The organism is Puniceibacterium antarcticum, from assembly GCF_002760615.1.
Classification (GTDB): Bacteria; Pseudomonadota; Alphaproteobacteria; order Rhodobacterales; family Rhodobacteraceae; genus Puniceibacterium; species Puniceibacterium antarcticum.
On record NZ_AWWI01000122.1, the window covers coordinates 23,302 to 38,487 of the forward strand.

The following is a 15,186-nucleotide window of genomic DNA, read 5'->3' on the forward strand; positions in this document are numbered from 1 at the left end:
CTCAGAATATCTCCAGATCGCGGTCGACCATGACCGTGACGCGGGCGCCCTGGTCGACATAGATGACGGGGCCGATTGAGAGATAGTCGCCGATGACGCTGTCCGTCGCATCTGCCAGATCATCGCCCACGTCTTCGAGAACGTCGGCGGCAGTCTCATCCTGGACCTGGGATGCGGCGGCACTTGGTGCGGCGGAAATCAGCGAGATCAGGGCTGCCGACCCGAAACGCTTGGCAAAGCGCGTGTCTATGAGGCCGGTGACACCGGAGCGGCCCAGTTCATCACCTCCGAAGGAGCTGATCTGGACGGTTTGGCCCGCGGGCAGGATAATCCGATCCCAGGCGATCGTGACGCGGCGCTGCGCGATATCGACGCCCGAGCGATAGCGCCCGATGAGACGGGATCCGCGCGGGATCAAGAGGCGCGCGCCATCGACGCTGTAAACATCCTCGGACACCACGGCACGGGTCTGGCCGGGCAGGGAGCTGTCGAGGGCGGTTTCCATGACGGCCTGGATCATGGTGCCCTGGATTATGGTGTTGGAGGGATTGGCGATCACCTCGGCCTGCGTCACGGCGGAGGGCAACGCACCGTTCAGCACGAAATCCGTCACCTCGCCAAAAGTGCGTTCGGTCAGAGCCGTTTCATTCGCTCCGGAGGCACCGCCAAAGGCGATGGTCGGTGAGGCGATGCGCCGCTCCTGGAAGGCGCGTTCCTCCGCGGCGCGGCGCTCCAGCTCGGCCATGCGCCGGGCTTCTTCCTCGCGGCGCAGTCGCTCTTGCTCGCGTGCGCGCAGCTCGTCTTCCGAGGGCCCGGCTGGGGCGGGTTGCGGGCGATTGGCTTCGAGTTGGACCAGCTCCAGATCCATGCGCAATTGCTCGAGGCTGCGATCCCGCGCCGTCAGTTCATCTTGGAAGCGCTGCTGTGCGGCTTCCGATGCAGCTTGCAGCGCAGCGATCTGAGCGGTCAGCGCGTCGATCGCCTCTGCGGCGGCGGTGTCTTCCTCGACGACCGGTTCGGGAGCGTTGCGCAATTCTTCGATCTGGGCCTGCAGGGCGGTGATCTGCGCCAGAAGCTCGGCATTGGGCTCGACCGGATCGGGTGCGACGAACACCACCTCGGGCTCGGGCGGGGGCAAGGTCTCGATGGTGCCAAAGCCGTCCCCCTCGTTTTGGAAGACGTCCGGGGTGGCCGTCGGCAAGGCTTCCTCTTCGTCGGGCTGTGAGAGGAGATAAAGCAGGGCACCACCCGCGCCGATGACGAGGACCACGATCAGCGCGAGAAGGGGCGACCGGCGCTGCGCCGCCGTGGGGGCGCGGGCACTGCCTTTCTCAAGGGCGGCGAGGCGTTTTTCCAGCTCGGTGTTCCCGGTATCGCTCATGAGGTGGCCTCTGCGGGCGGGATCGCCTCGATGCAGACCACCTCTTCGCCAAGTCGCAGGACCCATTGGCGGTTCACACCGCTGACGCGGATCACGCCGTCCTCAGGGGTTTGCGTGTTGACCGTGCGCTCACGGCCGCCCGCGTAGCGGAAGATCGCGGGCACAGGTGCGTTCCGCGGAAACGCGAAATACGTGAACGTCCCGTCATCCCAGATGCGGGTTGGCGTAAACTCGGTCCGCGCGCTGGCACCGTAATTGTAGTTTGGCGCTTGGGCGGCGATGGCTCGAGTCGGGCGCCCAGCGTCATCAGGATAGCGGAACTGCACCACATAGAAGGTCGGGCTGCGAACCTCCTCGACGTTGAAGTAGTAGCTTCGCCTGTTCGTGTAGACCGTCACATTGGTATGGACACCGCGCGCGACGGGCTTGATGGCGAAGGCCTGCCCGCCCGGCACGCCATCGATCTCGAAGCCCTCGGTGTCGCCCGCGATGATCGAGCGGATGCTTTCACCCTCACCGAACTCGATGGTGGTCACATGGGTGAGCGACACGCTGAGACGGTAGACCTGACCCTCCTGGTAGGTGGCCAAGCGCACTCGGCTGTCGTTGGGACCGCCACGCGGGATGGCTTCGGCAGACGCGAGGCCGGGCAACAGGGCAATGGCAAAAATAAGCGATCTTATAAACAACAACGTCAGTTCTCCAATCTGTCGGAGCGGATGGAATATTCGAGGACGGTGAAGCCGAATGGATTGGTCCAGACCTCATCGATGGACCGGCGGGTCTCGGGACGGAACTCAAAGAGAAGCGTCGCAGTGAAGAGGCCGGTTTGGGTGCCGTTGATGGAGGTCAGACGCTTGCGGAGGCGCACCGTGGCGCGGTTGGTGCCGATCCGGTTGATGCTGAGGATTTCCACGTCGAGCCGGGCATTGGGGCCATAGACGGTCGGCGGATAGTTTTCATTTGCGCTGTTCCAGATCTGGCGCAGCCCGCTCTCGGCAGCTCCGTCCGAGCGGCGCAGGACGCTGCGGATGCGCAGATCGTTGTCGAGCTGGTTATAGACCTCCCGGTCGGTCACATAGCGGAAGACCTCCGCCTCGATGATCGCCTGGTTGGCGGTCACCGAGGAGGCGCCCACCGAGGCTTCGGGGAGTGCAAAGCCGGTGGCGGGATCATAGGGGACAACGACGGGGGGTGGGTCGACATCGAGAATCGCGACTGCTGCTGCGCTCAGACAACCGATGATGCCGAAGACAAGACCTGCCAGACCAAGGCGTTGCCAGAGCCGTTCGCGGCGCAGGGCACCGTAGACCAGCTCTTCCTCAATGATCTCTTGTTCAGTCGCCACCCGTCATGCCCCCACGATCAGTCTGCCCGGAGGTCTGGTAGCGTGAAATCCATGAAGCGCTGCTCTTCGGAGATGGTGGCGGCATCGATCACGCCGCCGGTGCCATCACCCACCGTTTGCACGGCTTCGAGCTGCCACATGGCGACCAGCGCAATGGCGAGCTCCGCCGTCACGCGCGTGTTGAGATCGACGCTTTGCTTGAGCTCTTCCATGTCGTCAATGAGCCCGACAAGGCGGTCTACCCGCTCGAGCGACTGGCCGGCATCTTCATAGCTGTTCTGGGCGGCGGCTGAGACGAGTGCGCCGGTTGTTGCCTGCGTGGCCACACGGTTGGCCCCGGGATTGCCGCTGGTGGCCATTTCCGAGAGCGTGTCTTCATCGAAGCCGAGATCGGCCAGCACCCGGTCCATCTGGGTTTCGATTTCGCCTGCGCCGGAGCCCGAGAGTCCCGAGAAATCCCCAGTCTTGATCGCCTCAATCGTGGCGAGGATGTCCCCGAACTCCTGGTCGAGCAGGCCATTGAGTTCGTCTTCCATCTCGGTGCGAATGATTTCTGGAAGCTCGGCAAGGCGGGTAAGCGCTTCATAGGTGCGTTGCAGCTCCGCGAGTTGATCCGTGAGTGTGGCAAGCTGTTCACGGAGCTGCGTCAGCTGCTCGTTTTGCAGGATCTCGTCTTCGATCATCTGCCGCAGCTGCTGGATGTTTTGCGCGATGTTCTGGGTGTCGACGACGGGCACGCCTTGTGCTGCGGCAGGGGGTAGGGCGCTGAACTGCAAGCCAATGCCAAGCGTGGTGACCAAAGCCGTCCTCAAGAGCAGATGTCCCATCATTCAATCTCCCTGATCGTAAAATCCATGAACGCGCCTTCGGCCATGCGGGCGCTGGCCTGGGCCAGCTCCTCGGCAGAAAGGACGCGGGTGCGTGCCGACTGAAGCCGGATGCGTGCAGCGACGAGGCGCACGAGTTCGGCGCGGGCATAGGTGTTGAGTGCGATGCTTTCCTGCACGTCTTCAGTCTCGGAAATCCGTTCGACGATGTCGGAAATGCGCAGGGCGGCTTGGCGGATCGCGGCGGGTGAGTTGCTGCCATAGAAGGCAGCGCCATGCCCGGTGATTGAGAGGTTGGCATTGGCCAGAAGCGCGGGGTCGATCGTGCCAAGCGCTTCGATCCCGCCGATACGGGTCAAATAGAGGTTATAGCGTTGGGGGATCACCTGGACGTAGTGCTGGGTCTCGCGGAAGGGCGGCACGCCGCCATACTCGAAAACCCGGCCGGGTCCGGCGTTATAGGCCGCGAGCGCGTTGATAATATTGCCATCGAATGTGTTGAGCTGGGTCGCGAGATAGCGCGCGCCGCCATGCACCTGCAGGTAAGGGCTGTCATAGTATTTTGGGTTGATGCCCAGATCGCTGGCCGTCCCAGGCATGATCTGGGTGAGGCCAAAGGCGCCGACCGGCGAGCGCGCGCCGATGGTAAACCGGCTTTCCTGCCAGATGAGCGCCTGTAGGAGTGCGCGCCATTGGACCGGGGAGAGGCCCGCGCGGCCAACGCCGGCAAAGCCGCTGGTCTCCTGAGCCACGCGGATAATGAGCTGCTCGATGTTTTCCGCCGCATCCCCGAACATCTGCGCACCGCCGGGATTGGGATCAATGTCACCCGTGCCATAGACGGCTTCCACGGCGCGGTCGGGATCGCCGCTGCCGCTTTCCAGCCCCGAGACCATAGCCGGCAATCCCTGACCGCCGAAGCTGGTGTGGGCATCGAGGATGCGTCGGAGGGTTTCCAGCTGTTCGCGCTCGATCTCCGCGATGAGTTCGCGCACTGCAAGCTTGTCGGCCTGAACAGCCAAGTCTGCGTCGCGATCGCCGGTCTCGACGATATCACGCGCGGTCAGCCCACTGTCATTGGTCGGCACGCCTTGAGACAAGGCGAGACCGGGCAGCAGGCAAAGCGCCAGGATATGAGGCAGGCTAGACTTCAACGTCGCCCTCCCGCGCGCCGAGCGGTGCGAAGTGGCAATCCTGGGCTGTCGCTGCCGTCGAGGCGAGAAAGGAAAAGCAATTGGCCTGCGGCTCCCGATACTGGGTGCAGGAGGCCAGCGCGCCGAGCGCAGCCAAAGCGATAAGAATACGGATCATGAAAGCCTCCAAAAATCTGGGCGGTCGCGGTAATCGGCGCCAACAAGCGCTTCGCCCTTTTCCATGCCGCCAAGGATGGTGAGATTGGGCCCAAGGGCGCTCAGATCGGCATCGACCACGATCGAGCCCTGATCGTCGCGGATCAGCGCCAAGCGGCTGTTGCTGCCCGTGTTGAGAAGGACGTCGAGCTCCTTCTCCGTGAGGTTCAGCATGGCGTAATCCGCAGGCTGCGCGCGGATATTGGGCAGCAGGATCTGCGTCGGCACCGCCTCGATGATGGTCTTGCCGGTCCGGGTGCGCTCGAGCTGGCTGGCATATTGCGTCATCATCACCGCGACGGTGTTCTGCTTGCGCGCGGTCACCAGCCAGTTCGACAACCGTTCGGCGAAATATGCGTTGTCGAGCGCCTTCCAGGCCTCGTCGATCACGATGATGGTGGGGCGGCGATCCTCGATCTCGCGCTCGACCCGGCGGAAAAGATAGGAGAGAACCGCCATCCGTTCCTTGTCGGCCTCGCTGTCGAGAATGCCGGTCAGATCGAAACCCACCACATCGCCTTTGAGCGAGAAGGTGTCCTCGAGGCTCTGCCCGAAGATCCAGCCATAGCGGCCGTCTTCGGTCCACTCGAGCAGGCGCTGGTGCAGATCGCCGCCATCATCGGTGGACACAAAAAGCGACGCGAAATCCCGCCAGTTCCGCAGGGCGGGGTTTGTGGCCTGTGCGTTCTGGCGCACGACCTCCTGGATACGGTTGGTCTGCGCCGGGGTCAGGGGTTTGTCGTCGCGGTAGAGCAGGGTGGCAAGCCAGTCCGAGAGCCAGGCGGTGCCGCGCGCATCGGTCTCGGTCCAGAGCGGGTTGAGGCCCGTGGGCTGACCGGCGTTCAGGGACGCGTAGCGCCCGCCATTGGCGCGGACCGCCATCTCCATGCCGAGGCGGTAGTCGAAAACGAAGATCCGGGCGCCCGCGCGACGGGCCTGGGTCATCAGAAAGGCCGAGAGCACCGACTTGCCCGACCCGGGGCGCCCCATGATCAGGGTATGGCCGCTGGTGGGTTCTTTGTCGGGCGAGCCTTGCTCGTGATAGGAAAACCGGTAGGCGCTCTGCTCCGGCGTGGGCAGATAGGTGATGACCCGGCCCCAGGGCGTAAGCGCTGCGGGTTTGCCGAGCTGCGTCCGGTGGAAGGCCGCGAAATCTGCGAAGTTGCGATTGGTCACAGCGCTCGCGCGGACGCGCTTGGGCTGGTTGCCGGGGTGCTGGCTCAAGTAATGCGCCTTGGCCGCGACCCGCTCGCCGATCATCTTCACGCCTTCGGTCGCGGCGGCATTCACGATCTCGGCGCTGAGGGTTTGCAGTTCTTCGAGCGTGTCGCAAAAGAGCGTCACGACCATGTGATGCTCGCCGAAGCTTTGGCGCTTGGCCTCGAGATCATCGGCGGCGATGTCGAGGGCTTCCAGGAGCGAGAGGGCTGCGTCCTGGCTGGCCTGCATCTGGCGCTTTTGCCGCTTGATACGGCCCGCCATAAGGTTCGAATTGATCGGCGTGAAGGAATGGGTGACGATCATGTCGACCGGCAGGTTCAGCATGTCGAACATGGTGCAGGAGGTGCCTTCCGAGTATTCCCCGATGGTGAAACTCTTGCCGTAGCGATGGCCCACGACGCCTTCCGAGAGCTCGAAATGATCGCCGTGGAACGTCACGCGGGTATTGGCGACGTTGAAGGACAGAAATCCGTAGGTGTTGGCCGGGTAGAGCGGCAGCTCTTGCCCCGTGTTCAGCGCGCCCAGAAACCCCACCAATTCCCCCGATGCAGCCGAAAGCAGGCGCGGCTTGAGCTCGGTAAGCCCCGAGCGGAAGACGTTCACGGCCTCACCGAGGCGCTGCAGGCGTTTGCGGGTCTCCTCCTTCAGTCGGTCCGGCGCGCTGCGGCTGAGGAACGGCAGGAGGCTTTTCGGGGGTGGGCGGTGAATGACGGTGAGCGTCAGCGTCTTGTCGCGCAGCCCGCTGGTTGCGAGTTTCGCGCGCCAGCGCCGGTCCACCTCGCCTGCGAAGCTGTCCTCACGGATGGGGTCCAGATCCGGTCTGATGGCCTTGGAGACCTTGTGGACGTAATAGCTGAATTCCGGCCCGAGCTGCGCGACGATGCGGGCAAAGAGCGCCGTCACCTTGTCGAGATAGGCATCGTCGGTTGTGTAGCTGTTGATCCCCTCGAGCCGGATGCAGCGGAAGAGTTCGTTCACCCGCGTCCGCACGGTCTGGTCGTCAACGAGGCTCACATAGGGCAGCATATGCGCGAGGCGGGTCTCGCGCGCATACCAGTCCGGCGTCATTGTGCGGGCATCGAGCGCAGCATCACGGGCGTCATCACGGGGCATAGCTGTCCCCGCCATGGATGGACCTGTTGCGCGTGGGCGGTGTCTCCTGCAGGGCCGTCATCATCACATCTATGAAGCGCGGGTCCCAATCCGCGGCCTTCCACAGCACCGGATAGAGTAGGGCGGCGACAGCCAGCACCGCGATATGCTGGACCCAGACAAACAAGAGCACCGAGCCAAAGAGCCAGACCATCGCGTACATGATGGGCAGGCCCAGAAGCTTGGGCGGGCGCACGAGGCCGAGAAAGAGAGGCGCGCGCTCAGCCACCGGCAAAAACCGCGGCAACGATGGTGGGGGCGGCCGCAACACCGGCGATGCCCACGAGGACCCAAAGCGCTTGGCGCAGGTCGATGATGTTGAAGAACCAGCTCAAGAAAACGCCGAGGACCGCGAGTGTGGCGATGACCACACCAAGAGGTCCGGTCAGCGCATCGACAATGCCCTGCAACAAGCTTTGGATCGGGGAGAGATCGATGCTCTGTGCAAGGGCGGGCTCGGCAATGAACAGGAATAGTGCCAGCGAGGCGACGAAAAGCGTTGAAATCTGTCTCATGAATTTGATCCTTCCAATCGGGCCACGACGGCCATGACGCGGGCCACGTGGTTCTGGGTTTCTCGGTATGGGGGAATGCCACCGTGCTGGCGCACGGCGTCCGGCCCCGCGTTGTAGGCCGCCAGCGCCAGATGCGGATCGCCGAAGCGCTCCAGCATCATCGTGAGGTAACGGGCAGAGCCCTCGAGGTTCTGTTGGGGGTCACGCGGGTCAACGCCGAGATCACGGGCAGTGGCGGGCATCAGCTGGCCAAGGCCAATGGCGCCCGCGCGGGAGACCGCATCCTGCCGGTAGGCGCTCTCAACCTCGATATTGGCCCGGTAGAGAGCCAGCCAATCCGTGACGGACAGTCCCGCGCGGCGCAAACCGGGATGGCTGGCATAGCGCAGGGCTGTTGCCTCGATGTCCGAGAGAACGTCTGCGCGGGGCAGGGGTGCTGGCTGGGCGAGTGCTGCAAACCTCAGCGCGTCAGGTTTGGGCGCTGCTTCAGTCTCGCCAAGAATGGCCAAACCATCGGACGCCGATCCCTGACCAACGCCGTCATTGTAGTTCTGGGCAAAACCGCTCTGAGACCGGGATGGGGTCAGAGAGCCGTCGCTCTCCATGACCAGGACCATTTGCGCTGAGGCTGGCGCGGCGACCAGCCAGAGGCAGACAAGGTTAGTTGCCAGCGCCCTTGTCTGATGGGGCTTTGTCTGGCGGGGCGAGTTTTTGCGTGCGGCTTGTACCCGCCTCAAGCGGCAGGTCGACATGCGCAAAGCCAAGGCCAATGAAGAAAGACACCACGCCGGAGATCGTCTTGAACTCACGGATTTTGATATCGTTGTAGGTCGTCCGCGTGCGGGCGGTGACGAGGAGCTTTTCCACCCCGTCATCAGAGACAACACGCATGATCCAGACCCCGTAATAGCTGGGGCCTTTCTTATGTGCCGACTCCTGGCACAGGATTTCTGCGCTATAGCCGCTTTCCACGAGTTCGCGGAAACGCGCTTCCGTAACCACATTTGGTGCTTCGATGTCCCAGTTCATGGCCCGGCTCACGCTTTCTGCAAAGACGCAACGCCTGGGCATTTCTACTTGAAGCCCAGAGTTACGATAGTATATTATCAACCGCAAGATGTAATATCGTGCTTTAGCTGTAGTTTGGTTACGCAAACACTAGTCACGGCCAGTGTCCGCGATCAAGGAGATAACAGGTTTGAGAAACCGCAGGTTGAGAGGCCAACACCTATTGCGGGCTGTACCGATACTCCTGGTTGTCCCTGGCGCGGGTTTCGCAGAATCCTGCTTCGCCCCGGCCCGTCCTTTTCTGCCAAGCGATTCGCAGGCGGCGCGGGACTATGCGGACATCATCCGTGGCGATTTCGAAGACTACATCCAGGATATCCAGAGCTACTTCCGTTGCCTCGACAGCGAACGCGCCCGCGCTTTCGAGGAAGCGCGCGAAGTCAGCGAGGACTATGGCCGATTTCTGCAATTGGTAGGGGATTGATGGGCAGCCTCGGGAGCATCAGACTTGCAGCCCATGGAAACCAGACGCCGATAACACCCTCAAATATCTACTTTTTAGATAACAGATTTCATCCGCTAGCGACGTCACAAAAGGTATGTGACGCGTGGCAAAGACAATCAGAAGCACGGGACAGGTGGCACTCTGCCAAGCATTGGTCGACGCCCGTGTCAAAGCGGGCCTTGGTCAGAAAGACTTGGCGGACAGGCTCAGATGCCACCAATCCCTTATTGCCCGTCTTGAAAGCGGCCAGCGCCGGGTTGACGTCGTCGAACTGGTCGTTTTGGCCCGCGCCATCGGCTTTGACCCGTTCGAAGTTCTGGCGATCGTTGAAGCCGCCACGGAGCCCGACCACAGGATTTGAAGCCAATGAATTGTTGAGAACACGGGAACCCATTTTCCCGGTCTGATGAGCACTCCCTCATCTAGAACCAGTTAGCCAAAATCAACGAAGTCCGGCGCGCGGTCGTAGTGAACGCTCTGCAACCCCACGCCGCAATTCGCAGCGCCATAGTGCAGGAAGTCAGTAAACAGTGAACGAAGATAAGGGTGAGGGCGTCGCGATCGCCAATCTGATGGGGACCGATGGGTGCAGTGTTGTTGGTTGGGTTTATCGCTGGAGTACAGGATCACATGCGGTGATGTGGGACGTCCAAGGGCCCCAGCCGGTATCGGAAACCCGGCCGGATATAAGTGACGAACAAAAGCAAGAAATCGACTTCGATGCGCTGACGAGGATCGGAAGAAGGGACGACGGGTGAATAGAGCGAACCCGCAGTGTTTGCCGAAACGCCAAACAGCATGTGGACCGCGACGCGTATGCGGTGCGGTCGTACACGCCAAAGGAGCCGTCTTCCGAGACAAATCTACGTGGCGGCAGGTCAGTAGTTCACCTGCTCGAACCCGTAGTTGCCCTCATAGTCACGCCAATCGACGAAGACGGATCGGTGATAAATGCCAGGGCAATGCTCGCCCCAGCGTTCAAGACCTACGTGAGCCGAAGGAAGGGCAGTGACGGAAGACCTTTGCCAGGCGAAGTCACCTTGGGTCCCATATGTGCCGAGGACCACGGTCGCACTTCGGTTGCAATCCCCATCTCGCCCGGATTCGTGCTGGCGGGCATAGCGAACGTCAAAGACGCGGATGGACCGCACAAAATTGAACTCCGGACCGCTGATATCGATATCAGCACGATCCTGAACAAGGCGAAGCACGAAGTCTGCTGGAATGCCGCCCGTTCCGGTTTCTGGAGAGCGCCAAACGGCACTTGTTGATTTTGTTTGGACGGCAACATCATTGCCTAGAAACGATTGGTGGGGCGAATAGTCCTTGGCGTGAAACAAGGTTTCGAAGATCCGGCCTACATTGCTCGGATGCCGTTCGGTCTCATAAGATGCGCCCATAGGACAGCGCCAAATCTGTAGTGGTGGTTCCACAGGCCATGGCGTGATGCGACGAATAAACTCGGCGCGGGCACGGCTGCAAGGCACGGAAGCGGGCCAACCCCCGGACAGACAGAGGAGGATTGCGCAGTCGATTGGGTAGGTTTGAGCCTTTGTGATGCTCGGCAGCCAACCAGCCGCTAAAGTGATTGCTGCGGTTAGGCATAGCGACAGTCTCTTGAGTTGAAAGCGCATGGTAGGGGCCCCTTTGTCGGACACCATCTTACCTTCAATAATATACTAACGCAACATTAAGTATATTGCACCCATAATCAGGGTTATGTAAATTACAGTCGTATTTTACATTAAGTGCTCGAATAATCGCCATCGACCACGCGACAAGATGTAGAAGCCGAGCAATCAATCTGTGTCAAAAGAAACTCCTTGAAGCTCTAGTTGGTAGAGGTTCTATGGTACATTAAACGCCGTTTCTCGTGTCACGGCATTCGCCAGACAAAGCTGGAAGAGTATAGTATGCTGACTAGACGACATTTCGTGATGACCACCGCCGCCCTCTTTTCTGCCCCGGTTGCCAGCCCGGTGCTGGCAAATACCTGGCCGACCGAATCGCAGAAGGTTGCCTGGGACGCACAGGTGACGCCGCCCGGCTTTGACCCGGCAACCTCGAACCCCTGGGGCTTACATCCGCGGTTTCTCCCGACCCGGGTGGCCGCGAAAGACGGGCTGACACCGGGTGACATTCATGTCGATGCGGTTGCGCGCTACCTTTATCACATCGAGGAGGGCGGGACTGCCATGCGCTATGGCGTCGCCATTGCTCGTGGTGATCTGTACGAACCAGGTACATACACGATCAAGCGTAAAGTCAGATGGCCGCATTGGCAGCCGACGCAGAACATGATCGACCGCGACCCAGAACTCTACGCTGATATCGCCGACGGTATGGAGCCCGGACCTAAGAATGCGCTTGGGTCGCGAGCTCTCTATCTCTTTCTCGGCGACCGGGACACTTATCTCCGCATTCACGGTACGCCACAGCCGAGAAGCATTGGCGGTCGTGCAAGTTCCGGCTGCGTCAGAATGGTCATGGCGCACATAAACGAGCTTTATCCCAACGTCGATATTGGTTCGACGGCTTTCCTCTACTCGGCCGAGGACAGTGTCACTGCGGGAAGCTGAGGCCGTGTACCAAAGCACCATCGGTCAGGGAAAGTGACGGGAGTTTATCCTAGCCGGGGAGCACTTCGGATTATTGAACCCCGCTAGGCCGCCGGCGCGGTACAAATCGGATTTCCGCGAGGGGTTCGGAGCGGCACCAGGGTAACTTCCACGGGACCGTTGTGCAGATACCAGTAGCAGCCGTCTTCCGGCAAAAGGCGCGCGGACTGAAGATCCTGACCCGTTGCGGCCATAGCGACGACTGCCTCCGGCAGTGGTCTGTTTTGTGCAGTGTCGGGCCCGCCAGGAATAGAAGCGGAACACGCTCCCAACAAAAACGCTGCTGGGAGAAGTAAGCCAAGATGAATTCGCATATTTAAAATTTCCGCCCTTAGAACAACTTAACCTGAGTACCAACCTCGGCTAATCCAAACAACTCTTCGATATGTTCGTTGTAGAGGCCGATGCAGCCGTTCGACGATTGTCGACCGATCTTGCGCGTGTCACCTGTGCCGTGAACGCGGTAGTACTGCCATGACAGATAAAGGGCGTGTGTTCCAAGGGGATTGTCGGGGCCAGGGCCAACGAAATCCGGCCATTCGGGATTGCGCTCCTTCATCGACGGCGTAGGTCGCCAGCTCGGGCCATCCACCTTGCGAACGATTTCGGTGTAACCGCGCCGCGTCAACTCCTCCGTAAGAGGGACGCTGGAGGGGTAAAGCTTGTAGACGTTTTCGTCTTCCGACCAGAACTGCACCGCGCGGGAGTCAATGTCGCAGAGAATCGCGCCATTCCGCAGGTTGTCAAAATGATGTTGCCAGGACGCAACCCTAAACCCGGAAATATTGCTTCGCACCGCCGGTGTCGCCAGACCCTCGTTTGTCTGTGCCACTCCCCTGCCGGTTCCGAGAACCAAGCCGCTTGCGGCGGCCCCCAGGAGCGCAGCCCTGCGCGTGACTGACATGTCGTTCGCTCGTTTCATCATGAAAACCTCAAATTTTATCTGTTTGGACTATTCTCGGACCTCCACCCACTAGAGCTTCAACAGGCTGCCACTCACAAAGCCGTGAGATCAGCTGTCCTTATGCTGTCAGAGAAACCTGCGGGTTGTGCGGAGGTAGCCTCGGTATGGGTCCCCGTAGCGATCAATCAACCAGCGCTCTTCAGCGAAGGGCGCGAGTGCCAATGCAGTAACGCCGGTGATAATCACTGGCCACGCGAGGATCGAGGCGGAGAGCAGTCCGATCCCGATGAGGATCGCCATGTCAGCCACATACTGAGGATTGCGGGAGAACCGGTAAAGGCCACGGGTCCGCAGAACGCCTTCATCACCACTCGTCGCCGCCATCCCAAGTTGCATCACACCGGACCAGACAACGGCATTGCCCAGAACGATCAGACAAAGCCCTAGACCCCAACGTATGATCCATGGGAAGTCGAGCTCACCCCATTCTAGCAGAGCCAAAACGATGGCAGATCCGAAGCCGACGCACGTAAGTCCCCAGACGACAATCTTGTGGGCTCCTGTAGAGTGAATCGGCGGCCAGACTCGTCGCTCCGGTTGGAACATGGACCAGAGTATACCCGCGACCAGCAACAGATTGGCCGCACAACCCAGCACGAGAACCACGGTTTTGAGGTCACCCATGACCATACCTGTCTGCGTCCCGATGTTTGGTCGCTGAGCGTTCAAACTCCAGCGTTAAGTGGTCGATCCCGAATTCCTCGTCGAGGCGGGTCTTGATTGCCGTCTTGATGTTTTCGAGGTCATCCCAGCGGTCCTCGGCGATTACGACGTGGGTATCGAGCGCCGCACGATGCTCCTGCATCTGCCAGAAATGTGCGTGATGAACTTCCTCGACTCCGTCCACGTCCTCCACGGCCGCGATAACCTTGTCCGTGTCGATATCGGGCGGGCTTCCCAACATCAGGGTGCGGATCGGGCCACCGATCTCGCTGAAGGCGAGCCAGAGGATATAGGCGGCAATCCCGATGGTGATCGCCGGATCAACCCAGCGGACATCGTAGAGAAGGATGAGAACGCCACCGACGATCACGGCCACAGACGCCAGCGCATCGCTGAGGTTGTGGAGGAACAGCGCCCGGATGTTCACGCTGCCTTTCTGCATCGAATAGGTCAGCCACGCGGTGAGGGTATCGATGAACAGCGCCACACTGCCCAGGATGACCACGGTCCAACCCGCGACTTCGGGCGGATCAACAAACCGCATCGCGCCCTCATAGACCAGATAAAGGCCGATGATGATCAGCGAGGTATAATTGATAAGCGCGGCGACGATCTCGACCCTGCCATATCCGAAGGTCATTTTCGCATCGGCCGGGCGGCGCGCGATCTTGCGCGCGCCGAATGCGATGACGAGCGACGCCATGTCGGAGAAGTTGTGGATGGCATCCGCGATCAGCGCGAGGCTGCCGGATAGTATCCCGCCGACAATCTGCGCGACTGTCAGGAGGCCGTTTGCCCAGATGGCAATGGCAACCCGCCGGTCGCCTTCTTTAGGCTCCATATGGGCATGATCATGCGGCACGAGAAGCCTCCTCATGGCCGTGGTTTGGCCGGCTGAGCCCTGGAACGCTTGGCAAACGACAAGCGCGGATCGCCCTGACGCGGGCATTCATCCAATGGCGAATGAGGTGCCGATAGATCCAGTCGCGCAGGGGGCCAAACGCCTGACGATGGTGCTCATAAAACATGTCAGGATTATCGAATGTTCCAAAATCGCGGGCGATGCCGGTCTTCTGGATATATGTACTCTCCCCCGTCCATCCGACTGGCGGTGCGCTCAAGCAGTCGGTCCCGGCACCGTAGCCGCATAGGGACCGTGTCTCGGGAAACGACCGCTGCAGGGCCAACAGGAAGGGTGTGTCGAGGATGAAGCCCTCAAGATCGACCCATCCTGCCTCGGTCTCGACCTCGATCCATGAGTGGAGGATTTCTGCGGGTGCGATCGGATAGATCAGTTCAGGCACGACGCCCCGTTGCAACGCTTTGTGGATTGTGAAGCCGTGCAAGCGGCATCTTACGCCGACAGCGCGTAGAAGCGCCATCAGCAGCGTTCCCTTCGTGTTGCATTGTCCATACCTGTCGTCGAGTACTTCAGAGGCAGGAATGTCGTCGGCGCGGTTATAGCCAAAGTCGATCTCGTTTCGCACGAAGTCGTAGATTGCACCAATTCGATCATGCAACGGCAAGGTTCCCCACCCCCGGTCGGCGATCAGAGCGGCAAGTGAAGGATGCCTGACATCCAAGAGTGGCGTCGACGAAAGCAGCGGGTCAACAGGGGTCATGAGCGTTTCCTAG

20 protein-coding genes are annotated in these 15,186 nt (G+C 60.7%); 4 read left to right on the forward strand and 16 right to left on the reverse strand.

The features are described 5' to 3' along the window. Nucleotide 1: 1 nt before the first annotated feature. The 11 genes from P775_RS18990 to P775_RS19035 are packed head-to-tail and all read right to left on the reverse strand — an operon-like array spanning nucleotide 2 to nucleotide 8,822. Complete coding sequence (locus P775_RS18990; protein WP_099912477.1) at nucleotides 2–1,381, reverse strand: TraB/TrbI/VirB10 family type IV secretion system protein; 1,380 nt, start codon at nucleotides 1,379–1,381, stop codon at nucleotides 2–4. Further along, entirely contained in the window at nucleotides 1,378–2,073 is a 696-nt protein-coding gene (locus P775_RS18995; protein ID WP_099912478.1) for a TrbG/VirB9 family P-type conjugative transfer protein, read from the reverse strand. The genes P775_RS18990 and P775_RS18995 overlap by 4 nt, the downstream gene beginning before the upstream one ends. Before the next feature lie 2 nt (nucleotides 2,074–2,075). Then, nucleotides 2,076–2,729 carry a VirB8 family type IV secretion system protein gene (locus tag P775_RS19000; protein ID WP_099912479.1) on the reverse strand — a complete coding sequence of 218 codons (654 nt, stop codon included), beginning with the start codon at nucleotides 2,727–2,729 and terminating at the stop codon, nucleotides 2,076–2,078. 17 nt (nucleotides 2,730–2,746) lie between these two features. After that, the gene (locus P775_RS19005; RefSeq protein ID WP_099912506.1) at nucleotides 2,747–3,556 is read right to left on the reverse strand and encodes a type IV secretion system protein; all 810 of its coding nucleotides are present in this window, start codon (nucleotides 3,554–3,556) and stop codon (nucleotides 2,747–2,749) included. Continuing rightward, a complete protein-coding gene (locus tag P775_RS19010; protein WP_180287503.1) occupies nucleotides 3,556–4,710 on the reverse strand; it encodes a lytic transglycosylase domain-containing protein in 1,155 nt (384 codons plus the stop codon). The genes P775_RS19005 and P775_RS19010 overlap by 1 nt, the downstream gene beginning before the upstream one ends. Further along, nucleotides 4,700–4,867 (reverse strand): hypothetical protein, encoded by a 168-nt coding sequence (locus P775_RS28185; RefSeq protein WP_180287504.1) that lies wholly within the window; start codon nucleotides 4,865–4,867, stop codon nucleotides 4,700–4,702. The genes P775_RS19010 and P775_RS28185 overlap by 11 nt, the downstream gene beginning before the upstream one ends. Further along, nucleotides 4,864–7,239, reverse strand: a complete 2,376-nt coding sequence (locus tag P775_RS19015) for a VirB4 family type IV secretion/conjugal transfer ATPase (RefSeq protein ID WP_099912481.1) — start codon at nucleotides 7,237–7,239, stop codon at nucleotides 4,864–4,866. The genes P775_RS28185 and P775_RS19015 overlap by 4 nt, the downstream gene beginning before the upstream one ends. Beyond that, on the reverse strand, nucleotides 7,229–7,507 hold the full coding sequence (locus tag P775_RS19020) for a VirB3 family type IV secretion system protein (protein WP_025042451.1): 279 nt from the start codon (nucleotides 7,505–7,507) through the stop codon (nucleotides 7,229–7,231). The genes P775_RS19015 and P775_RS19020 overlap by 11 nt, the downstream gene beginning before the upstream one ends. Then, nucleotides 7,500–7,793: a TrbC/VirB2 family protein gene (locus P775_RS19025; RefSeq protein WP_099912482.1), complete on the reverse strand. Its 294-nt coding sequence runs from the start codon at nucleotides 7,791–7,793 to the stop codon at nucleotides 7,500–7,502. The genes P775_RS19020 and P775_RS19025 overlap by 8 nt, the downstream gene beginning before the upstream one ends. Then, nucleotides 7,790–8,410, reverse strand: coding sequence for a lytic transglycosylase domain-containing protein (locus tag P775_RS19030; RefSeq protein WP_099912483.1), 621 nt, complete (start codon nucleotides 8,408–8,410; stop codon nucleotides 7,790–7,792). Before P775_RS19030 ends, P775_RS19025 begins: the two co-directional genes overlap by 4 nt. A 43-nt stretch (nucleotides 8,411–8,453) precedes the next feature. Next, nucleotides 8,454–8,822 (reverse strand): hypothetical protein, encoded by a 369-nt coding sequence (locus P775_RS19035; RefSeq protein WP_099912484.1) that lies wholly within the window; start codon nucleotides 8,820–8,822, stop codon nucleotides 8,454–8,456. A 202-nt stretch (nucleotides 8,823–9,024) separates the two neighbouring features. Here P775_RS19035 and P775_RS19040 point away from each other — a divergent pair, with 202 nt between their 5' ends. The 3 genes from P775_RS19040 (at nucleotide 9,025) to P775_RS28580 (ending at nucleotide 10,064) form a co-directional block, all read left to right on the forward strand. Further along, nucleotides 9,025–9,285, forward strand: coding sequence for a hypothetical protein (locus P775_RS19040; protein WP_056037269.1), 261 nt, complete (start codon nucleotides 9,025–9,027; stop codon nucleotides 9,283–9,285). A gap of 124 nt (nucleotides 9,286–9,409) precedes the next feature. Then, the gene (locus P775_RS19045; RefSeq protein ID WP_047997961.1) at nucleotides 9,410–9,667 is read left to right on the forward strand and encodes a helix-turn-helix domain-containing protein; all 258 of its coding nucleotides are present in this window, start codon (nucleotides 9,410–9,412) and stop codon (nucleotides 9,665–9,667) included. 169 nt (nucleotides 9,668–9,836) lie between these two features. Beyond that, nucleotides 9,837–10,064, forward strand: a complete 228-nt coding sequence (locus P775_RS28580; RefSeq protein WP_099912485.1) for a hypothetical protein — start codon at nucleotides 9,837–9,839, stop codon at nucleotides 10,062–10,064. A 120-nt stretch (nucleotides 10,065–10,184) separates the two neighbouring features. On the opposite strand, the gene P775_RS19055 is transcribed toward P775_RS28580, so the two are convergent. Continuing rightward, nucleotides 10,185–10,940: a hypothetical protein gene (locus P775_RS19055; protein WP_245875763.1), complete on the reverse strand. Its 756-nt coding sequence runs from the start codon at nucleotides 10,938–10,940 to the stop codon at nucleotides 10,185–10,187. 279 nt (nucleotides 10,941–11,219) lie between these two features. On the opposite strand from P775_RS19055, the gene P775_RS19060 reads away from it, so the two are divergent. Beyond that, on the forward strand, nucleotides 11,220–11,885 hold the full coding sequence (locus P775_RS19060) for a L,D-transpeptidase (protein WP_040652264.1): 666 nt from the start codon (nucleotides 11,220–11,222) through the stop codon (nucleotides 11,883–11,885). Nucleotides 11,886–12,255: 370 nt separating this feature from the next. Here the strand turns inward: P775_RS19060 and P775_RS19070 are convergent, their stop codons facing one another. From P775_RS19070 to P775_RS19085, 4 genes are all read right to left on the reverse strand, one after another. Then, nucleotides 12,256–12,846: a L,D-transpeptidase gene (locus tag P775_RS19070; protein ID WP_099912507.1), complete on the reverse strand. Its 591-nt coding sequence runs from the start codon at nucleotides 12,844–12,846 to the stop codon at nucleotides 12,256–12,258. Between the two features lie 108 nt (nucleotides 12,847–12,954). Further along, nucleotides 12,955–13,512: a methyltransferase family protein gene (locus P775_RS19075; RefSeq protein WP_237273224.1), complete on the reverse strand. Its 558-nt coding sequence runs from the start codon at nucleotides 13,510–13,512 to the stop codon at nucleotides 12,955–12,957. Next, nucleotides 13,505–14,413 (reverse strand): cation diffusion facilitator family transporter, encoded by a 909-nt coding sequence (locus P775_RS19080; RefSeq protein ID WP_099912487.1) that lies wholly within the window; start codon nucleotides 14,411–14,413, stop codon nucleotides 13,505–13,507. The genes P775_RS19075 and P775_RS19080 overlap by 8 nt, the downstream gene beginning before the upstream one ends. Next, on the reverse strand, nucleotides 14,403–15,173 hold the full coding sequence (locus P775_RS19085) for a transglutaminase-like domain-containing protein (protein ID WP_099912488.1): 771 nt from the start codon (nucleotides 15,171–15,173) through the stop codon (nucleotides 14,403–14,405). The genes P775_RS19080 and P775_RS19085 overlap by 11 nt, the downstream gene beginning before the upstream one ends. Nucleotides 15,174–15,186 lie beyond the last annotated feature (13 nt).

Coding starts and splice junctions, on each gene's coding strand:
- P775_RS28185 (WP_180287504.1), bottom strand. CDS start 4,867: ATGATCCGTATTCTTATCGCTTTGGCTGCGCTCGGCGCGCTGGCCTCC.
- P775_RS19075 (WP_237273224.1), bottom strand. CDS start 13,512: ATGGGTGACCTCAAAACCGTGGTTCTCGTGCTGGGTTGTGCGGCCAAT.
- P775_RS19060 (WP_040652264.1), top strand. CDS start 11,220: ATGCTGACTAGACGACATTTCGTGATGACCACCGCCGCCCTCTTTTCT.
- P775_RS19005 (WP_099912506.1), bottom strand. CDS start 3,556: ATGGGACATCTGCTCTTGAGGACGGCTTTGGTCACCACGCTTGGCATT.
- P775_RS19030 (WP_099912483.1), bottom strand. CDS start 8,410: ATGGTCCTGGTCATGGAGAGCGACGGCTCTCTGACCCCATCCCGGTCT.
- P775_RS19085 (WP_099912488.1), bottom strand. CDS start 15,173: ATGACCCCTGTTGACCCGCTGCTTTCGTCGACGCCACTCTTGGATGTC.
- P775_RS19015 (WP_099912481.1), bottom strand. CDS start 7,239: ATGCCCCGTGATGACGCCCGTGATGCTGCGCTCGATGCCCGCACAATG.
- P775_RS19035 (WP_099912484.1), bottom strand. CDS start 8,822: ATGAACTGGGACATCGAAGCACCAAATGTGGTTACGGAAGCGCGTTTC.
- P775_RS18990 (WP_099912477.1), bottom strand. CDS start 1,381: ATGAGCGATACCGGGAACACCGAGCTGGAAAAACGCCTCGCCGCCCTT.
- P775_RS19070 (WP_099912507.1), bottom strand. CDS start 12,846: ATGAAACGAGCGAACGACATGTCAGTCACGCGCAGGGCTGCGCTCCTG.
- P775_RS19055 (WP_245875763.1), bottom strand. CDS start 10,940: ATGCGCTTTCAACTCAAGAGACTGTCGCTATGCCTAACCGCAGCAATC.
- P775_RS19025 (WP_099912482.1), bottom strand. CDS start 7,793: ATGAGACAGATTTCAACGCTTTTCGTCGCCTCGCTGGCACTATTCCTG.